The 19,865-nt window shown below is 72.9% G+C and carries 15 protein-coding genes; 9 read left to right on the top strand and 6 right to left on the bottom strand.

Features of this window, described 5'->3' with window-relative positions:
* Positions 1 to 11 precede the first annotated feature (11 nt).
* Both OHS33_RS02570 and OHS33_RS02565 read right to left on the bottom strand, forming a co-directional pair.
* The gene (locus OHS33_RS02570; protein ID WP_330328733.1) at positions 12 to 2,180 is read right to left on the bottom strand and encodes a SpoIIE family protein phosphatase; all 2,169 of its coding nucleotides are present in this window, start codon (positions 2,178 to 2,180) and stop codon (positions 12 to 14) included.
* On the bottom strand, positions 2,149 to 3,633 hold the full coding sequence (locus OHS33_RS02565; RefSeq protein ID WP_443065191.1) for an MFS transporter: 1,485 nt from the start codon (positions 3,631 to 3,633) through the stop codon (positions 2,149 to 2,151). Before OHS33_RS02565 ends, OHS33_RS02570 begins: the two co-directional genes overlap by 32 nt.
* Before the next feature lie 86 nt (positions 3,634 to 3,719).
* Here OHS33_RS02565 and OHS33_RS02560 point away from each other — a divergent pair, with 86 nt between their 5' ends.
* The 3 genes from OHS33_RS02560 (at position 3,720) to OHS33_RS02550 (ending at position 6,862) form a co-directional block, all read left to right on the top strand.
* Entirely contained in the window at positions 3,720 to 4,649 is a 930-nt protein-coding gene (locus OHS33_RS02560) for a LysR family transcriptional regulator (protein ID WP_330328732.1), read from the top strand.
* Positions 4,650 to 4,694: 45 nt separating this feature from the next.
* Positions 4,695 to 5,936 carry a glycosyltransferase gene (locus OHS33_RS02555; RefSeq protein ID WP_330328731.1) on the top strand — a complete coding sequence of 414 codons (1,242 nt, stop codon included), beginning with the start codon at positions 4,695 to 4,697 and terminating at the stop codon, positions 5,934 to 5,936.
* Positions 5,937 to 6,112: 176 nt separating this feature from the next.
* Positions 6,113 to 6,862: a class I SAM-dependent methyltransferase gene (locus tag OHS33_RS02550; RefSeq protein ID WP_330328730.1), complete on the top strand. Its 750-nt coding sequence runs from the start codon at positions 6,113 to 6,115 to the stop codon at positions 6,860 to 6,862.
* 32 nt (positions 6,863 to 6,894) lie between these two features.
* On the opposite strand, the gene OHS33_RS02545 is transcribed toward OHS33_RS02550, so the two are convergent.
* Complete coding sequence (locus OHS33_RS02545; protein WP_330328729.1) at positions 6,895 to 7,806, bottom strand: alpha/beta hydrolase; 912 nt, start codon at positions 7,804 to 7,806, stop codon at positions 6,895 to 6,897.
* Positions 7,807 to 8,000: 194 nt separating this feature from the next.
* Here OHS33_RS02545 and tdh point away from each other — a divergent pair, with 194 nt between their 5' ends.
* The 3 genes from tdh (at position 8,001) to OHS33_RS02530 (ending at position 11,346) form a co-directional block, all read left to right on the top strand.
* Positions 8,001 to 9,029, top strand: a complete 1,029-nt coding sequence (tdh, locus tag OHS33_RS02540) for an L-threonine 3-dehydrogenase (RefSeq protein WP_330328728.1) — start codon at positions 8,001 to 8,003, stop codon at positions 9,027 to 9,029.
* 172 nt (positions 9,030 to 9,201) lie between these two features.
* Positions 9,202 to 10,419, top strand: coding sequence for a glycine C-acetyltransferase (locus OHS33_RS02535; protein ID WP_330328727.1), 1,218 nt, complete (start codon positions 9,202 to 9,204; stop codon positions 10,417 to 10,419).
* Positions 10,420 to 10,431: 12 nt separating this feature from the next.
* On the top strand, positions 10,432 to 11,346 hold the full coding sequence (locus OHS33_RS02530) for a LysR family transcriptional regulator (RefSeq protein ID WP_330328726.1): 915 nt from the start codon (positions 10,432 to 10,434) through the stop codon (positions 11,344 to 11,346).
* 20 nt (positions 11,347 to 11,366) lie between these two features.
* Here OHS33_RS02530 and OHS33_RS02525 read toward each other — a convergent pair whose 3' ends face one another.
* A complete protein-coding gene (locus OHS33_RS02525; RefSeq protein ID WP_330328725.1) occupies positions 11,367 to 12,770 on the bottom strand; it encodes an erythromycin esterase family protein in 1,404 nt (467 codons plus the stop codon).
* Positions 12,771 to 13,871: 1,101 nt separating this feature from the next.
* Positions 13,872 to 14,660: a DeoR/GlpR family DNA-binding transcription regulator gene (locus OHS33_RS02520; RefSeq protein WP_330334873.1), complete on the bottom strand. Its 789-nt coding sequence runs from the start codon at positions 14,658 to 14,660 to the stop codon at positions 13,872 to 13,874.
* Between the two features lie 230 nt (positions 14,661 to 14,890).
* On the opposite strand from OHS33_RS02520, the gene OHS33_RS02515 reads away from it, so the two are divergent.
* From OHS33_RS02515 to OHS33_RS02505, 3 genes are all read left to right on the top strand, one after another.
* Positions 14,891 to 15,793, top strand: coding sequence for an SIS domain-containing protein (locus OHS33_RS02515; RefSeq protein ID WP_330328724.1), 903 nt, complete (start codon positions 14,891 to 14,893; stop codon positions 15,791 to 15,793).
* Positions 15,790 to 16,662, top strand: coding sequence for a class II fructose-bisphosphate aldolase (locus OHS33_RS02510; protein ID WP_330328723.1), 873 nt, complete (start codon positions 15,790 to 15,792; stop codon positions 16,660 to 16,662). The genes OHS33_RS02515 and OHS33_RS02510 overlap by 4 nt, the downstream gene beginning before the upstream one ends.
* A gap of 95 nt (positions 16,663 to 16,757) precedes the next feature.
* Positions 16,758 to 17,948, top strand: a complete 1,191-nt coding sequence (locus tag OHS33_RS02505; RefSeq protein WP_330328722.1) for an acyl-CoA dehydrogenase family protein — start codon at positions 16,758 to 16,760, stop codon at positions 17,946 to 17,948.
* 116 nt (positions 17,949 to 18,064) lie between these two features.
* On the opposite strand, the gene OHS33_RS02500 is transcribed toward OHS33_RS02505, so the two are convergent.
* Positions 18,065 to 19,837 carry a family 43 glycosylhydrolase gene (locus OHS33_RS02500; RefSeq protein WP_330328721.1) on the bottom strand — a complete coding sequence of 591 codons (1,773 nt, stop codon included), beginning with the start codon at positions 19,835 to 19,837 and terminating at the stop codon, positions 18,065 to 18,067.
* Between the last annotated feature and the right edge of the window lie 28 nt (positions 19,838 to 19,865).

Genomic DNA, 19,865 nt, shown 5'->3' with positions numbered 1-19,865 from the left:
CACTCCTGATGTCACCGCGGCCGGCCGCCCGGGCCCCGGGCGGCCAGCAGCAGCGCGATGTCGTCCGGGCGGTCGGTGGCCTGCCCCGCCTCGCTGACCAGCCGGTCCGCCGTCTCGGTCAGCGGGCCCGGGCCCGCCGCGGCCAGCGCCGCCCGCAACCGCTCCACCCCGACGTCGATGTCCGTCCCCGGCGTTTCCACCAGCCCGTCCGTGTACAGGGCGAGCACCGCGCCGGGCTCCAGGGTGAGTTCGGTGACGGGGTACGTGGCCCGCACGTCGATGCCGAGCACCACCCCGCCCGGCAGGTCCAGCACCTCGGTCCGCCCGTCGGGATGGCGCAGCAGCGGCTGGGGGTGCCCCGCCCGGACCGCGAGGGCCCGGCCCGACGCCGGGTCGAGCAGGACGTAGCAGCAGCTGGCGAACTGCCCCGGATCCAGGCCGATCAGCAGCCGGTTCGTGCCGCTCACCACCTCCTGCGGGCTGCTCCCGCTGAGCGCGAAGGCCCGTACGGCGCTGCGCAGTTGGCCCATGGTCGCGGCGGCTGCCACCCCGTGCCCCTGGACGTCACCGATCACCAGCGCCAGCAGCCCCGGCCCGGTCTCGACGACGTCGTACCAGTCCCCGCCGACGTCCATCCCCTGGGTGCCCGCCAGATAGCGCGCCACCGTGTCCACCTGCTCCAGCACCGGCAGCCGGGCCGGCAGCAGCGCCGCCTGCAGACCGCGCGCCATGGCGGCCTCGGTGTCATAGCGCTGCGCCCGCTCCAGGGCCTGCGCGATCAGCCCGGCCAGCGCGGTCAGCACAGTGCGCTCCTCCGGGCTGAAGCCGCGGGGGGCGTCGAAGCCGAGGATGCACGAGCCCACCGGACGGCCGGAGGCGATCAGCGGCAGGAAGGCCCGGGCGCCGACGTCGGTCTCCATCGGGATCCCCGGGTAGGCCTCGGCGAGGTGCTGCATCGACTCGAAGAACAGGGGCCGCCCCGAGGTCAGGGTCTCCACGCCGGGCAGCCGGACGTCCAGCGCCACCCCGTCGAACCGGTTCAGGAAACCGGGCGGGAAACCGGTCTCCCAGGCCAGGTGCAGATGCCGTTCGTTGAGCAGGTAGATCGCCAGCTGGCGGCCGCCGAAGGCGGGCAGCAGCTCCTCGGTCACCACCGCCGACACCTGGCGGGCGGTCACCGCCTCCGTCAGCGCGATGGCCATGGCCACCGGGCGGTACACGGCGGTCGCCCGGTCCGCGGGCGACCCGAGCCCGGCGCCCGGCCGCGTCACCGACCCGGGCGTGTACGCGGGCGGCCGGGCGGCGGCGAGCAGCACGGTCACCCCGTCCGCCCCCGGATAGAGGTCCACGGAGATCCAGTCCCCGGACGGGTGGTGGGCCAGGAACCCCAGCGGCTCCCCGGACATGTACACGGCCCGGAAACTGTCCTCGTGCACGGGCTGGCCCAGCCAGGGCAGCGCCTCCCACAGGACGTGCCCCCGCAGTCCCGCCGCCTCCGGGCCCAGCAGGGCGTCCGCACCCGTACTGGCGAACCCCACCCGGCCGAGCCGGTCCAGGGACAGCAGCGCCTGCGGCATCCGGCCGACCGCCGCCGGGACGTCGTCCGGGGACCCGGGCGGGTCCACGCCCAGCGGGTCGCCGTCCCACACCACCGGTGCGCCCGCCGCGGTCAGCGCGGCCAGGTCCCGCGCCAGTGCCGCGGCCGCGTCGCGCAGCCGCTCCCGGTCTTCCGGGCCGACCGGCTTGCCGGGTGTCGCCGTACGCAGCACCATCAGGACCCCGTACCGCTCGCGCCCGGCGGTCACCGGCTCGTACAGCGAACCGAAGGCGAACGGCAGACCGGCCATGAGCTGCGGGAACAGCCGCATCGTCGATTCCGCGTCGGGCAGGTGCACGGCGTGCCCGGAGCGGTACGCCTCGGCCACCGGATAGGGGCGGTTCACCTGCATCCGCCACCAGGGACGGAACAGCGGCCCCGGCAGCCCCGCCAGGACCGCGAGCCGCAGCAGACCGTCCGTCCCCGAGCGCAGGTACACCCCGCCCGCATAGCCCCCGACGGCCTCGACCACCCCCACCGTGGCCCGCACGAGCGCCCGGCCCGTAGCGTCCGGGGCGGGCCCGCGGAGGTCCGGTCTCGCCGTCACACAGTCAGGATGCGCCCCGACCGTCGGCCGCTGCATCCCGGGGGCCCGTCTTCCCCCGGTAGCCGGTCACCACGGCCACCGTCACCACCAGCAGGACCACGGCCACCGTCCGCAGCGCCACCCCCATGGCAGCGGTGAAGGCGGCGGCCTGCGCCGGATCCTGCGGATTCCCGTGGAACCGCGACGCGAGCACCGTGCCCACCACCGCCACCCCGAGCGCGGCCCCGATCTCCCGCGCCGCCGTGTTCAGCCCCGACCCCAGCCCGGCCTGGTGCACCGGGAGCCCGGCGACCACCGACAGGGTCAGCGCGGGCGCGCACAGCCCGGTGCCGACCGACAGGACCAGCAGGTAGCAGGCGTACACCGGGTACGGAGTGCCCGCGTCCACCGTCGACACCAGCAGCAGCCCCACACCGATCAGGCCCAGCCCCGCCCCGGCCGGCAGCCGCGGCCCGGTCCGCTGCTGGAGCCGGGCGCCGAGCCGGGGCACCAGCACCATGCCGACGGTGAGCGGCACGATCGCCAGACCCGTCTGTGCGGGCGAGAACCCCTTCGCGTACTGGAGGAACTGCGCGTTGACGAAGAACAGGGAGAAGAGCCCGAAGAAGGCCGCCCCGATCCCGAGCGCCCCGGCCCGCAGCCGCCGAGAGGCGAAGATCCGCGGATCCAGCAGTGGCCGCGCGGCGCGCAGCGCGTGGCCGGTGAACGCGGCGAGCAGGGTGACCCCCGCCCCGAAGGAGCACAGCACCCGCGCCGACGCCCAGCCGTGCGAGGGGCCCTCGATGATCCCGTGGACCACCCCGAACAGCGCCCCCGCCAGCAGCAGCGCACCCAGCGGGTCCACCGCCGCGTCGGCCCGGGCCGGGGTGCGGGGGACCGTACGGGCCACGGCCAGGGCGAGCAGCGCACCGAGTGGCACCACCGCCCAGAACAGGGCGCGCCAGGTCAGGAACTCGCCGACCAGGCCACCTCCCACATTGCCCGCCAGCCCGCCGAGGCCCGCGGAGAGGGTCCAGGTCGCCAGGACCCGGCCGCGCCCCTCGGGCGTGCTCAGGTGCACCAGGACGGACATGGTGGCGGGCATGATCAGCGCCGCTCCGGCGCCGCACACCCCGCGCCCCGCGATCAGGACGGCGGGGGAGTGGGCCAGGGCGCTCAGCGCCCCGCCCGCGGCGAACAGGCCGAGCCCGGCGAGCAGCGCGCCCTTGCGGCCGTACCGGTCGCCCAGCGCCCCGGCGGGGATCAGCAGCGCGGCGAAGACGATGACGTACGCGTCGACCGCCCACAGCAGCCCACCGGGCGAAGGGTGCAGGGAGGAGGCGGCGAGCTGCGGGATCAGCAGGTTGACGGCCGCGACCATCGCCTGGGCGACGAGGACGCAGGCGCACAGCACGAGGACGACGGCCCGGGAGGGACCGGACGGGGCGTCAGGGCCCGGGGGTGCGGCGGACGCTGAGGGCGCGGGGCGGTTCTGGGCAGGGCGGAGCACGGCTCCTCCTCGGAGCTGGGGATCGGGATGCCCTCACCGTAGAGTTGGCTTGACCTGCTTTCCAGTGCAAGTTGTGCAAGGGATGTATGCGTGTGACGCAATCCAGCCTGGACCTGAACCTGCTCGTGGCCCTCGACGTGCTGCTGGAGGAGTCGAGCGTCTCCCGCGCGGCCGCCCGGCTGCACCTGTCCGAACCCGCAATGAGCCGCACCCTCGGCCGGATCCGCAAGGCCCTCGGCGACCCCGTCCTCGTCCGCGCCGGACGGACCATGGTGCCCACCCCGCACGCCCTCGCCCTGCACGGCGAGGTGCGCGCCGTGGTCGAACGGGCCCGCTCCCTCTTCCTCTCCGGCGGCCGGGTCGACCTCGCCACCCTCACCCGCACCTTCAGCGTCATCGCCAACGACGCCTACGTGGCCGCATGCGGAGCCACCCTCTTCGACCGGGTGGCCCGCGAGGCGCCCGGCGTACGGCTGCGCTTCCTGCCCGAGAGCCACGCGGACCTCGCCGCCCTGCGCGAAGGGATCGCCGACCTGGAACTCGGCGTCGTCGACACCCGCTCGCCCGAGGTGCACGTGGAACACCTCGGCGACGACCACGTCCGGGCCGTCGTGCGCCCCGGACACCCGCTGCTGCGCGGCCGGGTCACCCCGCGCCGCTTCGCCGCCGCCGACCACCTGATCGCCTCCCGGCGCGGCCGCCTGGAAGGGCCCGTGGACGCGGCCCTCGCCGAACTCGGCCTGAGCCGCCGGGTGGTGGGCAGCGTCGGCACCTTCCCCGCCTCCCTGTTCGTACTCCGCCAGGGCGACCTCGTCGGGCTGATCACCACCCAGGCCGTGCCCCTGGCCGACGCCCTGGGACTGGAGACCTTCCCGGTCCCGCTCGACCTGCCCGCCATGCCCTTCGGGATGGCCTGGCACCCGCGGCACGACGCCGACCCGGCCCACGCCTGGCTGCGCTCCTGCGCCCGCGAACTCGCCCCGCCGCCCGCCCGGCCGCCCGTGATCCCCTCCTGAGCTGCGAACTCGCGCGAGCCGAGGCCGAGCTGACACAGTGAAACCATGCGCGTACTGATGGTGACAGCTGGCTCCTGGGGCGACGTCGCCCCCTACACCGGACTCGGGACGCGGCTGCGCGCCGCCGGACACGAGGTCGTCCTCGCCACCCACAGCCGGTACGAGGGCGCCGTCACCGCCCTCGGCCTGGGCTTCCGCCCGCTGCCCGTCGACCCCAGGACGGAGCTGGCCTCGCCCGCGGGCCAGCGGCTGACCCGGGCCGTCACCACCCCCGTCGCCATGGCCCGGGTGATCCGCCTCGCCCGCGAGTTCATCCCGCCGCTGACCGACGGGGTCGCGGCCGCGGTGCGCGCGGGCGCCGACGTCGTCCTCGCCTCCACCCTCACCGAACCGCTGTGCGCCACCCTCGCCGAGGGGTACGGACTGCCCTGCGTCGGCGTCCACCTGCTGCCCGTCACCCCCACCCGGGCCTTCCCGCCGCTCGTCGTCGGCGGCCGCTCCTTCGGCCCGCACGGCAACAAGCTGACCGGACGGGCCGTCTGGGCCTGCGGCGACCGCGCCTTCGCCCCCGGAGTGCGCGCCCTGCGCCGCGAACTGGGCCTGCCCGCACGCCGGTTCAGCGGGCCCCTCGGCCTGGACCCCGACCGGCGGGTGCACCACGGATTCAGTCCCCTCGTGCTGCCCCGCCCCGCCGACTGGCCCGCCGGACACCGGGTCGGCGGCTACTGGTGGCCCGAACGGCCCCCCGGCTGGCGGCCGGAACGGCGGCTCCTCGACTTCCTCGACGCGGGCCCGCCGCCCGTCTTCGCCGGCTTCGGCAGCCTCGTCGCCGGGGACGCGGAACGGCTCGGCGGACTGCTCGCCGCCGCCCTGCGCAAGGCGAAGGTGCGCGGGATCGTCCAGGCGGGCTGGAGCGGGCTGAGCGCCGAGGGCGACGACCTGATCAGCGTCGGCGAGGTCCCGCACGACTGGCTCTTCCCGCGCACCGCCGCGGTGATCCACCACACGGGCGCGGGCACCACCGCCGCGGGACTGCGCGCGGGCGTGCCCACCGTCCCCGTCCCCGTCCAGCTCGACCAGCCCTTCTGGGCCGCCCGGCTGTACGCGCTCGGCGTGGCCCCGCGCCCGGTCCGCTACCAGCGGCTCACCGTCGACGGGCTGGCCGCGGCGATCCGCGCGGCCACCACCGACCCGGGCATGCTCGCCCGGGCCCGGGGCCTCTCCGTCGCCCTGGCCCGCGAGGACGGCGCCGAGCCGCTGCTCAAGACGCTCGCGGAGCTGGGGTGAGTGGTACGGGCGCCAGGGCGCGCCCGGTGCTGGTCGCGCTGAGCCCCGTACGCCCCGTGGGCCCCGTACGCCCCGCGCGGTCCGGACGCCCCCGATAGGCCGACCGCTTCCCTCGTCCGGGGGACGGCACGCGGACCGGGCCGTCGCCGACGCGCGCGCGGGGCACGATACGGATCATGCGGAAGCAGTACGACACCATCGGCGCGCGCTATGCCGAGTCCAAGACCACGGCGGCCTCCTCGGCGGCCGACACCTTCACCCTGCTGGGCGCCCTCGACGCGCTCGGCGGGGTGCACGGGCTCGACACCCTCGACCTCGCCTGCGGGTACGGCTACACCACGCGGCTGCTGGCCCGCGGCGGGGCCCGCCGCACCGTCGGCGTCGACATCTCCGAACGGATGATCGCACTGGCCCGGGCCGAGGCCCACGAGCCGGTGGCCGCGGCCCCCGGGGCACGCATCGAATACGTGGTCGGCGACGCCGCCGGGATGCCCCAGCTCGGCCCCTTCCACCTGGCCACCGCGGTCCACCTGTTCAACTACGCGCCCGACCGCGGCGCCCTGCACGCGATGTTCCGCTCGATCCGGCTCAACCTGCGCCCCGGCGGCCGGCTGCTGGCCATCGTGCCCAACCCCGGCGCGTTCCCGCACCAGGACTGGTCGCCGTACGGCGTCCGGATCCTCGACCGCGACCCCGCCGGGGACGCGCCGCTGCTGCGCGCCCAGTTCCTCACCGACCCGCCGGTGCCCTTCGAGTTCCGCGAATGGGCCCACGCCGACTTCGCCGAAGCGGCCGTCGAGGCGGGCTTCGCCACCGTCGGCTGGCAGCCCGCCCGCACCCCGCCCCCCGACGCGCACCGCGACGAGGCCTTCTGGGCCGCCTACCGGGCCCGGCCCATCAGCTCCCTCATGACCTGCGCGGCCTGAGCGGGCCGCGCCCAGTGCCCAGAGGCGTGCCGTCAGTCGCCGTCGGTCGCCGACCGGACCAGCCGGACGATCTCCGCCCGCGCCGCACGGCCCTCCGGGACCGGGAGCAGCGGGTAGCCGTGGGGCAGCCCGGCCGCCTCGTGGTAGTCCACCTCGACCCCGTCCGCCCGCGCCCGGCGCACCAGCTCACGGCTGTCGGTGACCAGCACGTCCCGCGAGCCCGCGAACACCGTCAGCGGCGCCAGCCCGGCGAAGGAACCGTGCAGCGGGCTCACCCGCGGGTCGTCGGTGGCCAGCGTCCCGGCGTACAGCCGGCCCGCCTCCACCAGCCCCGGCCGCGCGAGCAGCGGATCGGCGGCCTCCAGCGCGGCCTGGTCCGGATGGGTCATCGTCACGTCCAGCCAGGGCGAGACCAGCACGATCCGGGAGGGCTGTGCACCGGTCCGGTCGCGCAGCCGCTGCGCGGCCGCGAGCGCCAGCCCCGCGCCCGCCGAGTCCCCGATCAGCACCGTGCCGCCGTCCCCACCGCTCGCGATCAGCCCGCTCAGCAGGTCCGCGGCCACCGGAACCGTCCGGTCGGCGGTCCCGCGCGGCGCCAGGATGTAGGCGGGTACGACACAGCGCGCCCGCGCCTCGGTCACCAGGGTGCGGATCAAAGCCCAGTGCGGCCGCACCAGTTCGTCGATGAACTCGCCGCCGTGCACGTACAGCACCCGGGCCGCCGGCTCCGCCCCGAGCGGCGAGACGTCGTACACCGGCCACGCCCCGACGAAGGTGCGCGAGACCTCGGCGACCTTCCCCAGCCAGCGCGGCGGCAGGTGCGACGCGGGTCTGCGCGCCGACTCGGCCACCCGGGCCCGTACCGCCTCGGCACTCGCGAACCGTCTTCGCCGACCCGCCGCGATCAGCGCGGCCGACAGCGCCCGACTGCGCAGACTCGGCACCGCTGCCACCTCCCCGTTCCCTGCCCCTGCCCGGCCCCGTCACGTGAGGAGCATAGGCGTGAAGCTGCGCTGTCGACCCGCTTAAGAAATCCTCGATGGACTGATCGTTACGGGGTCGGCAGATTGGTGCCTGTCGATGCACCGCACCCGCCCCAGGGGTCGCGGCGCCCCCTCCGCATGCCTGGAGCCACGCCATGAAGGCACTCGTCAAGCACAAGGCCGAGCCCGGACTGTGGCTCATGGACGTGCCCGAGCCCGAGTACGGCCCCGGCGAGGTGCTCATCAAGGTGCTGCGCACCGGCATCTGCGGGACGGACCTGCACATCCGTTCGTGGGACGGCTGGGCGCAGGGCGCCGTCAAGACCCCGCTGATCCTCGGCCACGAATTCGTCGGCGAGGTCGCCGCGATCGGCGCCGACGTCCAGGACATCGAGGTCGGCGCGCTGGTCAGCGGCGAGGGGCACCTCGTGTGCGGCAAGTGCCGCAACTGCCTGGCCGGACGCCGCCACCTGTGCCGCAGCACGGTCGGTCTCGGCGTCGGACGCGACGGCGCGTTCGCCGAGTATGTCGTCCTGCCCGCGCAGAACGTGTGGGTGCACCGGACCAAGGTCGACCTGGACGTGGCGGCGATCTTCGACCCGTTCGGCAACGCCGTGCACACGGCCCTGTCCTTCCCCCTGGTCGGCGAGGACGTCCTGATCACCGGCGCGGGCCCGATCGGCATCATGGCGGCGGCCGTCGCCCGGCACGCCGGTGCGCGCAGCGTGACCATCACCGACGTCAGCCCCGAGCGGCTGGAGATCGCCCGCAAGGCGGGCGCCACGCTCGCGCTCGACGTCCGCAGCGCCACGATCGCCGACGCCCAGGCGCAGCTCGGCCTGCGCGAGGGCTTCGACATCGGCCTGGAGATGTCGGGCCGTCCCGAGGCGATGCGCGACATGATCGACAACATGACGCACGGCGGCCGGATCGCGATGCTGGGCCTGCCCGCGCAGGAGTTCCCGGTGGACTGGGCCAAGGTGGTCACTTCGATGATCACCATCAAGGGCATCTACGGCCGCGAGATGTTCGAGACCTGGTACGCGATGACGGTGCTGCTGGAGGGCGGGCTCGACCTCGGCCCGGTCATCACCGGCCGCTACTCGCACCGGGACTTCGACGCCGCCTTCGACGAGGCCGCGACCGCCCGCAGTGGCAAGATCATCCTGGACTGGACGGCGTAACCGCCCCTCCGGACGGTCCGCGCGCCACGGTCCGCGCGCCGACGCCTTCGGCGCGCCCACTCCTCGCGCCACCCCTGAACCATCTCCCTCCGGCCGGGCCCCGCACCACCCTCCCCCTCCGCGGGGTCCGGCCCCCCTCCGTCCGCCGCCGCTCCAGTGGAAAGAGAGCACCATGTTCGAGTCCGTACGCGAAGACCTGCGCACCACCCTGGACGAGATCCGTTCCGCCGGGCTGCACAAGCCCGAGCGCGTCATCGGCACCCCGCAGAACGCGTCCGTCGGCGTCACCTCCGGCGGGGTCCCGGGCTCCTCCGGCGAGGTGCTGAACTTCTGCGCCAACAACTACCTCGGCCTCGCCGACCACCCCGAGGTGGTCACCGCCGCGAAGGACGCGCTGGACCGCTGGGGCTACGGCATGGCCTCCGTCCGCTTCATCTGCGGCACCCAGGAGGTGCACAAGGAACTGGAGGCCCGGCTCTCCTCGTTCCTCGGCCAGGAGGACACGATCCTCTACTCCTCCTGCTTCGACGCCAACGGCGGCGTCTTCGAGACCCTGCTCGGCGCCGAGGACGCGGTGATCTCCGACGCCCTCAACCACGCCTCGATCATCGACGGCATCCGCCTCTCCAAGGCCCGCCGCTTCCGCTACGCCAACCGCGACATGGCGGAGCTGGAGACCCGGCTCAAGGAAGCCACCGAGGGCGGCGCCCGCCGCAAGCTGATCGTCACCGACGGCGTCTTCTCCATGGACGGCTACGTCGCCCCCCTCACGGAGATCTGCGACCTCGCGGACCGCTACGACGCCATGGTCATGGTCGACGACTCGCACGCCGTCGGCTTCGTCGGCCCCGGCGGCCGCGGTACGCCCGAACTGCACGGGGTCATGGACCGCGTCGACATCATCACCGGCACCCTCGGCAAGGCCCTCGGCGGAGCCTCCGGCGGCTACGTCGCCGCCCGCGCCGAGATCGTCGCCCTGCTGCGCCAGCGCTCGCGCCCGTACCTCTTCTCCAACTCCCTCGCCCCGGTCATCGCCGCCGCCTCGCTCAAGGTCCTCGACCTGCTCGAATCGGCCGGTGACCTGCGCGAGCAGCTCGCCGCCAACACCTCGCTCTTCCGTACGAAGATGACCGAGGCGGGCTTCGAGATCCTGCCCGGCGACCACGCCATCGCCCCCGTCATGATCGGCGACGCGGCGGAGGCGGCCCGCATGGCGGAGCTGCTGCTGGAGCGCGGCGTGTACGTGATCGGCTTCTCCTACCCCGTCGTCCCGATGGGCGCCGCCCGGATCCGCGTACAGCTCTCGGCCGCCCACTCGACGGCGGACGTGGAGCGCGCGGTGGCCGCCTTCATCGACGCCCGCGCGGCGCTCGGCTCCTCTGCGGGCTGACATCATGGAGGGGTGATCGACCCCCGCCGGCTGCGCATCCTGCGGGCCGTGGCGGACCACCGTACGGTGACCGCCGCGGCCGCAGCCCTGTACCTGACCCCCTCGGCCGTGTCCCAGCAGCTCGCGGCGCTGGAACAGGAGAGCGGGCACGTACTGCTCACCCGCAGCGGGCGGGGCGTACGGCTCACCGCCGCCGGTGAGATCCTCGTCGGGCACGCCCACGAGGTACAGGCCCAGCTGGAGCGCGCCGAGGCCGAACTGGCCGCCTACGCGGGCGGTGCGGCGGGCGAGATCACTGTGGCCGCCTTCGCCACCGGCATCACCGAAGTCCTCGCCCCGGCCATCGCCCGGCTCGCCCTGGACCACCCGGGCATCCGGCTGCGGGTCCGCGACGCGGAAGGCGACCAGAGCCTGCCGCTGCTGCTGGACGGGGAGGCCGACGTGGCGCTCGCCGTGGAGTACCGGGGCGGCCCGGGCGCCGACGACACCCGGCTCTCGGTGCTCCCGCTGTACGCGGAACCCTTCGACGCGGTGCTCCCCGCGGGCCATGCCCTCGCCGCCCTCCCCGAGGTGTCCCTCGCCGGACTCTCCGACGCGGACTGGGTGGGCCAGTACCCCGGCAACCCCTGCCACGACGTGACCCTGCTGGCCTGCGAACTGGCCGGCTTCCAGCCCAGGTTCAGGCACTCGTCCGACGACTTCCGGGCCGTGATCGCCCTGGTCGGCGCGGGGGCGGGCGTAGCCCTGGTCCCGCGCTCGGCGCTGCGCGGCACCGACCTCAAGGAGGTCCAGGTCCGCCCGGTCGAAGGCCCGGCGGCCACCCGCCGCGTCTTCGCGGCCACCCGCAGAGGCGCCGAAACCCACCCCCTGATCGCCCCGGTCCTGGCCGCCCTGGCCCGCGAGGCGGGCCGCCTGCCGGCGCACTGAGCCCACTGGCGGCAGCGCGGCTATTTCTCGGTGGGGGCGGGCCGCTGGTGGGCGGCGGTCACCTGGTGCAGGTGGATGAGGACGTCGTACGAGGCGGCGAGCGCGATCCGGGCCTCGGGCCCGGCGGGGCCGGGATAGGCGCCGCCGATGTGGCGGGTCGGGCGGGGCATCGCCAGCCAGTCACGGGCCGCGGGCGGGGCGTTGCGCAGATCGAGGACGTAGTCCCGCAGACGCACCTCGTCCAGGGTGTACTCGTTGGTGCCGGGACCGGCGGACCCCACCGTGTGGGTCCGCAACCGGCCGTCGTCTCCGTAGGCGTTGAACGAGCCCTGGTCGAAGGTGGAGCCGATGCTCACGTAGTTCTTGCCCAACGTGTCGCGCAGGTAGCTCCCTTGCACCTTGGGGTAGTGCGCCGGATCATGGCTCTGCAAGGCGACATGGCCGTTGTGAGCCGCCAGCAGCACCTTGTCACCCGTCTGCTTCTGCCACCAGTCGACGTTGTCCGCCATGATCCGGTCCCGGTAGCGCATGCCCTCGGCACCTTGTTGCGGGTTGTCGAAGTCGAAGGAGTACCCCCTGGCCGTCTGGTCGATGGCGGTGGCGTGCTGCACCGCCCAGGCGTACGCCCGGGCATCGCCCCCGGTGCCGGGCCGCTGCTGCTTGAGCAGAGCCAGGGCGCGCCCGGTCCGACCGGCGATCTCCTGCCGTTCGGCCAGGGGTCGTTCCGGGTACTCCTTCATATGGGCTTCGGCGGTCGCCGTGGGCCGCAGACCGTCGTACAGCTCGGTGAACCGCGACAGCAGCTCCGGGCGGGCCCTGGCGACGTACGCGGTCACGTCGTCGTAGAGCTGCGGACCCGCGTACCCGAAGTCGTCGCCCATGAACTGCACGGGGTCCTGCGGGTGCTGCAGGTTGTACGTGCGCATCCACCGCAGGAGGTTGAGGTACTCGGAGTTGTTCCAGAAGACGTAAAGGGCCTGGAATTCCTCGCGCATGATCTGCTCGGGGTCGCCCTGGCCACGCACCACGTAGTCGTTGAGCCGCAGCCCGGTGCTCCAGCTCGCCTCCAGGGCGAAGCTGCGGAAGCCCTTCTCCTCGACGAGGTAGCGGAAGACCCGCTGCTTCATGGTGAAGAACTCGTGCGAGCTGTGGGTGGCCTCACCCAGCCCCACCACCCGGGCGTCGTTCACCATCCGCCCGACCGGCCGCAGATCGTCCAGGTCCCCTTGCACCTCGGTGCTCCGCAGCGCGTACGCGCCGCGCTCCAGGGCGGGTATGGGCGCGGGCGATTGTGCGGGCGATTGCGCGGGTGATCGTGCGGGCAGGGTGGTCGCGGCGTCTGCGACGGGCGCTGCGGCGAGCACCGCGCCGACGGTGAGCAGCAATGCGGCCATGGGGGCACGGGCGGGCTTGCGTTGTTTCATGATCCAATAATTTCCCGGGGGAGGGGGAGTGACCATGGGTCCTACCCCCCGGGGCGGGGTGGAGGTATCCCTACCAACCGGGCGTTCCCGGCTGCGCCGGGTGCGGCTTCGCCGGGGCGCGGCTGCGCCGCGGGGGGCGGTGGCGTTGTGCGGGCGGGGTCGGTGGGGTTCCGGGGGCTGCCCGTCAGTTCAACTGTCTCTTCGTGGTGCCGTGACCTGTCAAGGGCGCTCCCTGCGGTCGCGTCGCTTCGCGATGGCCTTCGGCCACCCTTGACAGATCCCGTCCCCACGAAAAGCCAAGAACTGTCGGGCGGCCCCCGGGGGAAGGCAGGGGGGACCTGGTCCACTTCCCGGGGTTCCGGGCGGGTGGGCCAGCGGCCGGGTGCGGCCCAGCCGCGCCCTTCGGGCGAACAGGCAACAGACGACAAGCACGCGGGCAGATCGCTACACAGTTGCGCTCGGGGAGGCGTCTGCGGGCTGTTTGGGGTCCGGACTTCCGTCAGGCCGAAGTGGAGACAGGTCAGGCGGCTGTCCGCCCCAAAGTGCGGGGTCTAAACCGCCACAAAAAGGGCATTTTGGAGGGGTGTTGAGTGTCGAGAGTCGCTTGACCCGACTCCATGCTCGTCCAGCCGAGCTTTCGGCCTCCCCGCACCACTCACCAGCCCCAGACAGCTCGCAGACGCCGCTTCCAGAGGAGCGCGTAGCGATTTGGGTGCGGCTTGTCGTCTGTTGTCTGTCCGCCCGGAGGGCGCGGCTGGGCCGCACCTGGCCCCTGGGCCACCCGCCCGGAACCCCGATAGGTGGGCCAGGTCCCCCATGCCTTCCCCCGGGGGCCGCCCGACAGTTCTTGGCTTTTCGTGACGGGGCGCGCTGTCAAGGGTGGCCGAAGGCCATCGCGAAGCGACGCGACCGCAGGGAGCGCCCTTGACAGCGTGACCCGGCACGAAGAGACAGTTGAACTGGCGGGCAGCCCCCGGAACCACCCCGACCCGGCCACACAACGCCACCGCCCCCGCGGCGGAGCCGCGCCCCGACCCCGGGCGCTCGGAACACAGGCAAGAGCGGCGAAGCCGCGCCCCGGCGGAGCCGGGGCTGCACGGCTCACACCCGCACGACCTCCACCCCCGCCTCCTCGAAGGCTTGGGCTCCGGCGTCCGACAGGCCCGTGTCCGTGACCAGGATGTGTACCGCCGAGGCCGGGCAGATGCGGGCGAAGGCGCGTACGCCCAGTTTGCTGGAGTCCGCCGCGATGACCACCCGGCGGGACCGGTCGCACAGGAGGCGGTTCACCGCCGCCTCGTCCTCGTGCCGGGTGGCGGCCCCGTCCACCGGGTCGAAGCCGTCCACGCCGAGGACCGCCGTGTCCACCGTGAGCTGGCCCAGGACGCCCTGAGCCAGGGGTCCGGTCAGCTCGTAGGACTGGGGGCGCGCCACGCCCCCGGTGAGCACCGTCTTGAACTGCGGCCGGATGACCAGCTCGCCCGCGATGTTGAGCGCGTTCGTGACCACGGTCAGCGCGGGCGACCCGCTCACCCCCGCGCTCAGGTCCGCCCGGCCCGCGAGCGCGCGGGCGACCTCGGTGGTGGTCGTACCGCCCGTCAGGCCGACGACCTCGCCCGGGGCGATCAGCGCGGCCACCGCTTCGCTGATCCGGCGCTTCTCCGCCGCGCGGCGCGTGGTGCGGTAGCGCAGCGGAAGCTCGTACGACACGCCGTGCAGCACCGCCCCGCCGCGCGTGCGCACCAGCAGCTGCTGCTGCGCCAGTTCGTCGAAGTCGCGCCGGATGGTGGCGGCGGACACGCCGAGCGTCTCGGCGGCCGGCTCGACCTCCAGGCGACCGCGTTCCACCAGCAGATCCAGCAGCGTTTGCCAGCGCACCTCCCGGGACATGGACCCCACGGCGGCGTACCCCCTTCTGTGCGTTCGAGCGGTGATCGCGTTCGAAACGTGATCGCGTTCGAGCGTTGCTCGCGTTCGGGCTGTGTTCGTTCGGGCCGTGTTCGGGCTCTGCGTCGACATTAACCCAGTCCATGACCCCCTCGATGCTTGAAGTTGCGCGAAACAACCCGCTATCTTGCAGAAAAATGCACTGCACGCACTCCACCGCACAGGGAGCCGACATGAGCCATGTCGCGTACGAGCTGACCACGCAACCCGACTGCTGGGAGCGGGCCGCCGAAATGGCCCCGGCCCAGCGGGCCGTGCTCCCGCAACCGGGGGAGCGCACCGCGATCGTGGGGTGCGGGACCTCGTACTACATGGCGCAGGCCGCCGCCGCGCTGCGCGAGGATTCCGGTGCCGGGGAGACGGACGCTTTCCCCGCGTCGGAGTTCCCGCGCCACCGGCGCTACGACCGGGTCGTGGCCCTCACCCGCTCCGGCACCACCACGGAGGTGCTGGACCTGCTCGCGCAGCTGCGCGACGCGGGGGTCCGTACCACCGCCGTCATCGGTGACCCCGACACGCCGGTGATGACCCTCGCCGACGACCTGGTCGTCCTGGACTTCGCCGACGAGCGCTCGGTCGTGCAGACCCGCTTCGCCACCACGGCCCTCACCCTGCTGCGCGCCCACTTCGGCCTGCACAGCCCGGCGGTCGTCGCGGACGCGCGCGCCGCGCTGACCGAGCCGCTGCCCGAGCAGCTGGCGAGCCGAGGCCAGTTCACCTTCCTGGGCCGGGGCTGGAGCATCGGTCTGGCCAACGAGGCCGCCCTCAAGATGCGCGAGGCCTCGCTGTCCTGGTCCGAGTCCTACCCGGCGATGGAGTACCGGCACGGTCCGATCAGCGTCAGCGGCCCCGGCACCGTCACCTGGGCGATGGACGAGGCCCCCGACGGCCTCGCCGATCAGGTCCGTGACACGGGGGCGCAGTGGGTGGAGGCCCGGCACGATCCGCTGGCCGAGCTGGTACGGGTGCACCGGCTCGCGATCGCCGTCGCCGCGCACCAGGACCTGGACCCCGACCGGCCGCGCAACCTCACCCGTTCGGTGATCCTCACCAGCGAAGAGGAGGCCGTCCGATGAGCCTCGTTCCCGCGGGCACCCTCGTCCAGGAGGCCGCCGCCGGGGGCCGGGCCGTGGCCGCGTTCAACATCATCACCCTCGAACACGCCGAGGCCGTCGTCGCCGGGGCCGAGCGGACCGGTACGCCGGTCATCATCCAGCTCAGCGAGAACGCGGTCCGGTTCCGGGACGGCCGCCTGCTGCCCATCGCGCGCGCCGCGCTGGCCTGCGCCGAGGCCGCCGGGGTGCCCGTCGGCCTGCACCTGGACCACGTCAAGAGCACCGATCTGCTGCGCCAGGCGGCCGACGCGGGCTTCGGCTCGGTGATGTACGACGCCGCGCACCTGCCGTACGGGGAGAACCTGGAGGCCACCCGCTCGGCCGCCGACTGGGCGCACGCCAACGGTCTGTGGATCGAGGCGGAGCTGGGCGAGGTGGGCGGCAAGAACGGCGCGGCCCCGCTGGACCCGCACGCTCCCGGCGCCCGTACGGACCCGGACGAGGCGCGGCGCTTCGTCGCGGACTCGGGCGTGGACGCGCTGGCCGTAGCGATCGGGAGCAGTCACGCGATGACCTCGCGGACCGCCGCCCTGGATCACACGCTGCTCGCCCGGCTGGCCAAGACCGTGGACGTACCGCTCGTCCTGCACGGGTCCTCGGGTCTGCCGGACGCGGAACTGGCGGCGGCGGTCGCGGGCGGCATCCGCAAGGTCAACATCGGCACCGCGCTGAACGTGGCGATGACCGAGGCCATCCGCACGCACCTGACCAAGGCCGACCCCCGCCCGTACCTGACGGCGGCCCGTACGGCGATGACGGCCACCACGGCAGCCATGATCACGGCCCTGAACTCCGCGCACCCGGTGGGAGCGGGCGCCGCCCGGCACTGAGGAGGACGGTGCGCGCCGACCCTTCCGGATTCTTGGAACACGTTCTACTCTACGCCCGCCAGCGCAGGACGGACCGTGAGACTCCCGGAGGGGCCGTGCACCTCGAATACACGCCTGAGCAGCAGCGGTTGCGCACCGAACTGCGCGCCTACTTCGCCGAGCTGGTCCCGGAGGACGTCTACGGGCGCTACCAGGACGCCACCGCGCAGAAGCGCTTCTACCGCGAGACGATCCGGCGGCTCGGGGCGGACGGCTGGCTCGGGGTCGGCTGGCCGAAGGAGTACGGCGGGCGCGGGATGTCGCCCATGGACCAGTTCATCTTCTTCGACGAGGCCGCGCAGGCCGTGGTCCCGCTGCCGCTGATGGCCCTCAACACCGTCGGCCCGACCATCATGCAGTTCGGCACGGACGAGCAGAAGGCGTACTTCCTCCCCCGGATCCTCGCCGGGGAGATCGACTTCGCCATCGGCTACAGCGAACCCGAGGCGGGCACCGACCTCGCCGCCCTCAAGTGCAAAGCCGTCCGCGAGGGCGACGAGGAGAGCGGCACCTATGTCGTCAACGGGCAGAAGATCTGGACCACCAACGGCGACACCGCCGACTGGGTCTGGCTCGCCGTGCGCACCGACCCCGAAGCCCCCGCCCACAGGGGCATCACCATGCTCCTGGTCCCCACCGACGACCCCGGCTACTCCTGCACCCTCATCAACACCCTCGCCTCGCACGACACCACCGCGAGCCACTACGAGAACATCCGCGTCCCCGCGAACCGCCGGGTCGGCCAGGAGAACAAGGGCTGGCGCCTGATCACCAACCAGCTCAACCACGAGCGCGTCACCCTCGCCGCCCACGGCACCATGGCCATCCGCGCCCTGCACGACGTACAGCGCTGGGCCGCCGACACCAAGCTCGCTGACGGCCGCCGGGTCATCGACCTCGGCTGGGTGCGCGGCCGCCTCGCCCGCACGCACGCCCGGCTCGACGCGATGAAGCTGCTCAACTGGCAGATGGTCAACGCCGTCCAGAGCGGCACCCTCACCCCGCAGGACGCCTCCGCCGTCAAGGTCTACGGCTCCGAGGCCCGCCGGGACGCCTACGCCTGGCTGATGGAGGTCGTCGGCGCGGCGGGCATCCTGAAGGACGGCTCGGCGGGCTCCGTCCTGCACGGCGAACTCGAACGCGGCTACCGCAGCGCGGTCATCTTCACCTTCGGCGGCGGCAACAACGAGATCCAGCGCGAGATCATCTCCTGGATCGGCCTGGGCATGCCCCGCGTCCGCCGCTGACCCCGCTGTGACGAGGATTGCTCGACCAGTGGCGTATGTCGGCTACCCCGGCCGGCAAAAGGCCCTGGACCGGGTCGGGCGCCGGGTTGCCGGCCCGGGCCCGACCCTGTGTTGGCTCAGCTCTTGCCGGTCAGGCGCCAGACCTGGTTCTTCTTGGTTGCCAGGGCACTGGCGGAGTCACAGGTCCACTGGTGGACCAGTGCTCCGACGGCGGTGGAGATCTCGCTGACGTCCACGCACTTGCCGCTGTGCACCGCGACGAGCTGGTAGTCGTTGGCGGCGACCTGCCGCAGCGTGAACTGCTGGTTCGTGCCGCCGTGGCAGGTCCACTGGTGGACGGCCGCGCCGTCGGCGGTGGAGACGCCGCCGATGTCGAGGCACTTGCCGCTGTAGTGGTTCACCAGGAAGTAGGTGTCCGCCACCCCTGGCACCGGGTGGAAGTCGAACCGCTGTTCCTCACCGGCGCCGCAGGTGTACTGCCGGTACTGAGTGCCGTCGGCGGTGCTCTGGTCGGGGTCGTCCAGGCAGTACCCGCTGTGCTGGGCGACGGCGGTTGACGAGAAGGTGGGCCGGCCGGTGGTGAACTGCCACCAGTTCATATTGAACAGGTATCCGCTGCCACCGGCGAAGCGCAGGTACAGATCGTGGGTCCCGGTCGCACCGGTAACAGGGCACGAGACCGTGCTCCAGGTCTGCCAGCCTCCGGTGCCCGACACCGTGCAGGTCCCGACCGTTGGCCCAGTAGTACTGTCCAGGTGCAGCTCAACTCGGCCGCCGCTGGTGCTTGAGGCCACCCTGGCGGTGAACGAGCCGGCACCGGCGCCGAATGCCACGCCCTTGACCTTGATGTAATCGCCGTTCTCAATCCGGCTGATGTTCATCCCGCCCTCGCTGGAGGGTTCGGTTTCGATGCCGCTGCCCCACGCGATGGTCTCGGCTTCCTGGCGGACATAAGGATCGAGCGTGCCGGCCTGCGGCGCCCCGGCCGTCGTCATATCGATCGTTGGAATGGTGCCGTCGGCGTTGTAGCTGAACTTCTCCACTGCGACCGACCGGGTGAAGCCACCGCCGCCCGGAAGAGCGCCGTTGTGGTAGAAGAAGTACGAGCCGCCGTTGAAGTCGACGACGCCGACGTGGTTGGTGAAGCTGCTGCCCTGCGAGGGCATGATCGTGCCGCGATACGTCCACGGCCCGGTCGGGCCGGGCGAGGTGGAGTAGGCGATGAACTCCGAGCAGCATTTCGCCGCGAACACCATGTAGTACAGGCCGTTCCGCTTGTAGAACCACGGTCCTTCCTCGTACAGGGTGGGGCGGTTCGCATCTCCCGTGCGGGTGCCGAACCCCGCGGTGGTCAGCGGTATCTGCGTCGGGCTGCCGGAGTACGAGATCATGTCGGCGTTGAGCCGCACAAACCACAGATTCGGGTTGCCGTAATACAGGTAGGCTTGCCCGTCGTCGTCGATGAAGACGGTGGGGTCGATTTCGGAGTTCTGGATCAGTGGACCGCCGAGCGCGTCGTGGAACGGCCCGGTGGGGCTGTCCGAGACCCCGACTCCGATGGCTTGCGAGCCGTTGGTCATTCGCACCGGCACATACCAGTAGAACTTGCCGTTGCGGTAGACGGCCTGTCCCGCCCAGGCGTCCGCGCTGGCCCAGCTGAAGGTCGCCAGGCTCATCGGCGAGCCGTGATCAGTCCAGTTCACCATGTCCGACGAGGACGACACCCGCCACTCGCGCATCGTGAAAGACGTCGGCGTCGAGTTGTCCTCATCGTGTCCGGTGTACAGATAGACCCGGCCGTTGTAGACCAGAGGTGCCGGGTCGGCGGTGTAAATGTGTTGCACGATCGGGTTGTCTGCCTGGGCCGCGTCCGGAAGAAATGCCATCATGCATAGAAGGCTTATCGTCAAGGCGAGA

It is taken from the genome of Streptomyces sp. NBC_00536, from assembly GCF_036346295.1.
In the GTDB taxonomy this organism is placed as follows: domain Bacteria; phylum Actinomycetota; class Actinomycetes; order Streptomycetales; family Streptomycetaceae; genus Streptomyces.
Note: the sequence above shows the minus strand (reverse complement) of the source record. Positions and strands in the feature narration are given on the sequence as shown.